The organism is Nocardia sp. NPDC060220, assembly GCF_042727815.1.
Lineage (GTDB): Bacteria > Actinomycetota > Actinomycetes > Mycobacteriales > Mycobacteriaceae > Nocardia.
In genome coordinates, this window is record NZ_JBHWZY010000486.1 from 1 (window position 1) to 5,282 (window position 5,282).

Sequence of the window (5,282 nt, forward strand, 5' to 3'; positions counted from 1 at the left end):
CCACTGGATCTTGCCGCCCGAGAAGTACGTGGCCGGCGGGAGCCCCGCCTTGCGGCGGATGACGTCGCCGCGGCCGGAGCGTTCGAGGGCCGCCGCGATGGCGTCGGTGCGGGTGTCCTGCCAGACGATGGCGTTGCCGTAGGGGCGGCCGGTGTGGCGGTTCCAGACAACGGTGGTCTCACGCTGGTTGGTGACGCCGATGGCGGCGAGGTCGTCGGCCGTGAGATCGGCGAGCGAGAGGGCGGTCTTGACGACGGTGCGGGTGCGTTCCCAGATCTCGTCCGGATTGTGTTCGACCCAGCCGGGGCGCGGCATGATCTGCGAGTGTTCGAGCTGGTGGCGGGCGACCACGGTGCCCCTGTGGTCGAAAACCATGAATCGCGTCGACGTCGTGCCCTGGTCGATCGCGCCCACGTACCGGTTCATTTTCTCGCCTTCCCGGACCTCGTCGTCGAGTCCGCCGTTCGGGCACCTGTGCCCGAAGCCCACGCTAGAAACGCGCGGACACGGGCACCACAAGCACCGTTCGACAATGCTGAACGGTGGTAGGTTCGGGCCCATGCCCGGCCCGATTCAGTCGATCGAACGCGCCGCCGCCGTGCTGCGGCTGCTGGCGCGCGGACCGGGGCCGCTGGGCGTCGGCGAGATCGCGGCCGCGCTCGACCTGGCCAAGCCCACCGCGCACGGCATCCTGCGGACGCTGCTCGGGGTCGGATTCGTCGGCCAGGACGCGCTCACCGGCAAGTACCTGCTCGGCCCCGCGATCGGCGAACTCGGAACCGATCGGCTCGACGTGAACGAGTTGCGCTCGCGGGCGATCCATCGGGCCGACGCCCTCGCCTCGCGCTCCGGGGAATCGGTACGGATCGCGGTAGCGCGGGATACCGGGATCACGGTGATCCACCACGTCTTCCGGCCCGACAACAGCGAGCAGGCCCTGGCAGTCGGCGAGGTGCTGCCCGCCCATGCGACCGCACTCGGTAAGGTCCTGCTCGCCTACGACGCCGCGGCGAAAGTCGCGGCGCTCCAGGCATTCACCCGGCGGACGATCACCGAACGCGACCGACTCGACCGCGCGATCACCGAGGTGCGGCGGCGGGGCTGGGCAGACGAAGTCGAGGAGTACCGCTCGGGCGAAGCGGGGATCGCCGCGCCGATTCGAGCCAGAGGTGGCCTCGTCGTCGCTGCCATCGGCATCACCGGGCCGATGGATCGGCTGTGCGACAACCGTTTACAAACCCGACAGGCCGCGATCGAGCAGGTGCGCGCCGCCGCTCTCGCGGTGCACCGCGATCTGACGGCAGCGCAATGAACTGTGCCACCACGCTTTTCGCTGCGACAGCCCCCGTGAACAGGCGCGCCGCTACCGTGACACCCCGCACCGCCGACGAAAGCAGCTGCCGATGACGCAACGCTTCGTGCTCGCCATCGATCAGGGCACCACCTCGAGCCGGTGCATCGTCTTCGATCAGCACGCCCGGCTGGCCGGAATGGTGCAGCGGACCCACCGTCAGCATTATCCCAGGTCGGGCTGGGTGGAACAGGACGCGCTCGAGATCTGGCGGACGGTGGAGCGGATCGTGCCCGCGGCGCTGCGCGATGCCGGGATCACCGTCGAGCAGGTGGCCGCGATCGGGATCGCCAATCAGCGCGAGACCACCGTTGTCTGGGATCGGCACACCGGTTTGCCGGTTCGGCTGGCCATCGTCTGGCAGGACGTACGCACCGAAGAGCTGGTCGATCAGATGAGGGAATTTCCTGGAGCACACCGCATTACCGAGTTGAGCGGGCTTCCCCTTGCCACGTATTTCGCCGCACCTCGCCTGCGCTGGCTACTCGACAATGTCGACGGTCTGCGCGCCAGAGCCGAACGCGGCGACGTTCTCTTCGGGACCATGGAGTCCTGGCTCATCTGGAATCTGACCGGCGGCGCCGAGCACGTCACCGACGTCACCAACGCCGGCCGCACCCTGTTGATGAATCTCGCCACCCGCCAGTGGGACGCGGAACTGCTGCGGTTCTTCGACATTCCGTCCGCCATGCTCCCCCGCATCGAACCGTCGACCGGCGATTTCGGCACGGCGAGTACCGTCGTCCCCGGCGTGCGGATCGGCGCCGCCCTCGGCGACCAGCACGCGGCCCTGTTCGGCCAGACCTGCTTCGCCCCGGGCGAAACCGAATGCACCTACGGCACCGGCGGCTTCCTCATGATGAACACCGGCACCGAATTGATCCGCTCCCGGCACGGCCTGCTCACCACCATCGGCTACCAGGTCGGCCCCGAACCGGTCTACGCCCTCGAAGGGCCGATCGCGGTCACCGGATCTCTCGTCCAGTGGCTGCGCGACATCGTCGGCCTGATTGCCACCGCACCCGAGATCGAAACTCTCGCAAGCACAGTCGACGACAACGGCGGCTGCTACCTGGTCCCCGCCTTCTCCGGCCTCTACGCCCCGCACTGGCGCAGCGACGCCCGAGGCCTGCTCATCGGCCTGACCTCCTACGTCACCAAGGGCCACCTGGCCCGCGCCGTCCTGGAGGCCACCGCCTGGCAGACCCGCGACGTGGTCGAAGCCATGAACGCCGACGCGGGTCTCCAGGCGAAGTCCCTGCGGGTAGCAGGCGGCATGGCCTCCAACAACCTGCTCATGCAGATCATCGCCGACGTCCTCGACACGCCGGTCATGCGCCCGCTGGTCACCGAAACCGTCTCCCTCGGCGCCGCCTACGCGGCGGGCCTGGCCGTCGGCTACTGGCCCGATCTCCAAGGCCTACGCCGCAATTGGAAGGTCGCCGCCCAATGGATACCGTCGCCGGACCGTCGAATACGCGAGGAAGAATACGAACGCTGGCAACGAGCCGTCCAACTCAGCGTCGGCTGGGCCCGGCCCGCCGACTGAACCGCCGAGGTAGAGACAACTCGCGCGTCAGCCGAAGAGTTCGTCGGTACGAGTGGCGGTGACCGCCTGCGTCAACCACGCGTCGAGCTGGTCGAGGTCGGTACACGCGGCGAGCTGCGCCCGCTGCGCGGCGGACAGCTCGAGCCCGCGGGCAGTCAGCACGGTGAGCACCGCGTGCGCAGCAGTCTCGGCGACCTTCGCGTCCACCTCCGCGAGCCCCTCCTCGCGCCCCTTCGCCATGTACTTGGTAGCGATGCGGCCGCGATATTGAGGCGTGCTCTCCATCAGTTCCTCCAAGCGTCGGCTTGCTGCGACGGTCAACGCGTCGTCGACCAGATCAAGATACATTTTGGCATGTTCATCGTCGGTTTTCATCAGCCCGGCCAGGAACGCGGCAAGGACTTCCTCCATATGCGGACCTGCGCCGTGGGCGATCGCCGACAGCGTCGCGCGCTCGGGGCACTTTCCGGCCTCGACCGGATCGGTGACGACAGGGAAACGGTCCGGGCCCAGCACCAGCGGTTGGATGACCGATCCGACCGTATCGAGCTCGATCGGCTGCTCGGCCCACTTCGCGACTGCTCTGCTGGGCGTCACCACCAACAGCACTACCGGGCAACACAGCCGCGATCGCAGGGTGGTCAGGTAGACCGGCCATTTCCAGCGACGCACGTCCGCCTTGGACAACTGCACCTCGACGCACACACCGAGTACCGGGATGTCCCGATCGTCGTGGGTGCTGAGGGCCAAGTCACCGCGGAACTCCTTGGGTCCGACGTCAGTGAAGTCGCACGGCTCAGCCCGCATCTGCGACAAGCCGGGCAGCGGGATCCTGAACTCCTCAGCCAGCAGAGACGGAGCCAGCAAGAGATCCGTGCGGAACAGGTCAAGCAAACCCTCGTGCAGGTGGCTCGGCATGTGGGCAACGTATGACGAAGTACGCAAGGGCACCAATCGGTTACGGCGTGTTATGCGCCGACCGGCGTTGCAGGAAAACCGTGAGGGTGAACAGGAGGACACCGGCGACGGCCAGGAGCGCGCCGACCATGGCGGGGGCGGTGTAGCCGAGGCCCGCGGCGATGACGAGGCCGCCGAGCCAGGCGCCCGCGGCGTTGGCCATGTTCAAGGCGGCGTGGTTGAGGGCGGCGGCGAGGGTTTGGGCGTCGGCGGCTACGTCCATGAGGCGGGTTTGGAGGCCGGGGGCCAGGGCCGCGCCCGAGGCGCCGACGAGGAAGGCGCCGATCGCGGCGGTGACGGGGTTGTGCGCCGCCAGGACGAACCCGGCCAGGATCACGACCATCGCGATCATGGCCACGAAGATCGAGCGGTCGACGCCGCGGTCGGCGAGGATGCCGCCGCCGATATTGCCCACGATCATGCCGAGACCGAACAGCGCCAGCACGATCGGCACCGCGCCGATGGGCATGCCCGCGACATCGGTCATCGTGGTGGCGATGTAGGTGTAGACCGCGAACATGCCGCCGAAGCCGATCGCGCCCACAGCCAGGGTGAGCAGCACCTGCGGGCGTCGCAGCGCCCCGAGTTCGGTTATCGGGTTGGTGATCTTCATGCTGGTCAGCGCGGGGACATAGCGCCACAGAGCGGCCACCGTGGCCACGCCGATCACGGCGACGACCACATAGGCGTCACGCCAGCCCAGGTGCTGACCGAGCCAGGTCGCGCCGGGCACCCCGATCACATTCGCCACGCTGAGCCCGAGCATCACCGCGGCCACGGCCTTGGCTCGCTGCCCCACGGGCGCGAGCGTGGCGGCGGCCAGCGAGGCGACGCCGAAGTACGCGCCGTGCGGCAGACCGGACACGAACCGCGCGAGCACGAGCGTGCCGAAGGTCGGCGCGAGCACGGTCCCGATATTGCCGAGCGTGAACGCGACCATCAACACGATCAGCAACTTCTTGCGCGCCACCCGCGCGCACAACGCGGCGATCAGCGGCGCACCGACCACGACCCCCAGCGCGTACGCCGACACCGCGTGCCCGGCCGACGGCTCGGAGATATCGAAGGCCCGCGCGATATCGGGCAGCAACCCCATGGTCACGAACTCGGTGGTCCCGATCCCGAATCCACCCAGCGCCAACGCGAGCATCGCCGGGACATGCCAGCTGGTGCGTGGCACGTCGAGGCGATCGGGGGCTGCGATGGAAGAAGTCACGCTTCCATGCAACGGGCACGACTACCCATTAGCTACCCGAAACGAGCGTGAGTTACCCCACCGTGGGAACAACCGCCGGGTACGGACGCAAAAGCGCTCGCATCGGAGCACCACGACCCAGAAGAACCAGTACAGCCAGCCGATCGAGAAGCCCGCCCAGCGGCCGAGCGCCTGGTCGGCGTAGGCGGAGAAGGAACCGGAGGAGGGCC

General features: G+C 68.3%; 5 protein-coding genes and 1 pseudogene. 2 read left to right on the plus strand and 4 right to left on the minus strand.

Features of this window, described 5'->3' with window-relative positions; genetic code table 11:
* Positions 1-426: FGGY family carbohydrate kinase (locus ACFWF3_RS23175; protein ID WP_379315242.1), on the minus strand; the 426-nt coding region annotated here is incomplete at its 3' end.
* 133 nt (positions 427-559) lie between these two features.
* Between ACFWF3_RS23175 and ACFWF3_RS23180 the strand changes: the two genes are divergently transcribed.
* Entirely contained in the window at positions 560-1,312 is a 753-nt protein-coding gene (locus ACFWF3_RS23180; RefSeq protein ID WP_379315243.1) for an IclR family transcriptional regulator, read from the plus strand.
* Between the two features lie 91 nt (positions 1,313-1,403).
* Positions 1,404-2,900, plus strand: a complete 1,497-nt coding sequence (gene glpK, locus ACFWF3_RS23185; RefSeq protein ID WP_379315244.1) for a glycerol kinase GlpK — start codon at positions 1,404-1,406, stop codon at positions 2,898-2,900.
* Between the two features lie 27 nt (positions 2,901-2,927).
* Here glpK and ACFWF3_RS23190 read toward each other — a convergent pair whose 3' ends face one another.
* The 3 genes and pseudogenes from ACFWF3_RS23190 to ACFWF3_RS23200 all read right to left on the minus strand — a co-directional run.
* Positions 2,928-3,818, minus strand: coding sequence for a hypothetical protein (locus tag ACFWF3_RS23190; RefSeq protein WP_379315245.1), 891 nt, complete (start codon positions 3,816-3,818; stop codon positions 2,928-2,930).
* A gap of 40 nt (positions 3,819-3,858) precedes the next feature.
* Positions 3,859-5,007: an MFS transporter gene (locus tag ACFWF3_RS23195; protein WP_379315246.1), complete on the minus strand. Its 1,149-nt coding sequence runs from the start codon at positions 5,005-5,007 to the stop codon at positions 3,859-3,861.
* A gap of 162 nt (positions 5,008-5,169) precedes the next feature.
* A pseudogene (locus ACFWF3_RS23200) lies at positions 5,170-5,282 on the minus strand (hypothetical protein); the annotation flags it as partial.

What these genes read in the sequence shown, in the direction of transcription:
- ACFWF3_RS23180 (WP_379315243.1), top strand. Translation starts at nt 560, where the DNA reads ATGCCCGGCCCGATTCAGTCGATCGAACGCGCCGCCGCCGTGCTGCGG.
- glpK (WP_379315244.1), top strand. Translation starts at nt 1,404, where the DNA reads ATGACGCAACGCTTCGTGCTCGCCATCGATCAGGGCACCACCTCGAGC.
- ACFWF3_RS23190 (WP_379315245.1), bottom strand. Translation starts at nt 3,818, where the DNA reads ATGCCGAGCCACCTGCACGAGGGTTTGCTTGACCTGTTCCGCACGGAT.
- ACFWF3_RS23195 (WP_379315246.1), bottom strand. Translation starts at nt 5,007, where the DNA reads ATGCTCGCGTTGGCGCTGGGTGGATTCGGGATCGGGACCACCGAGTTC.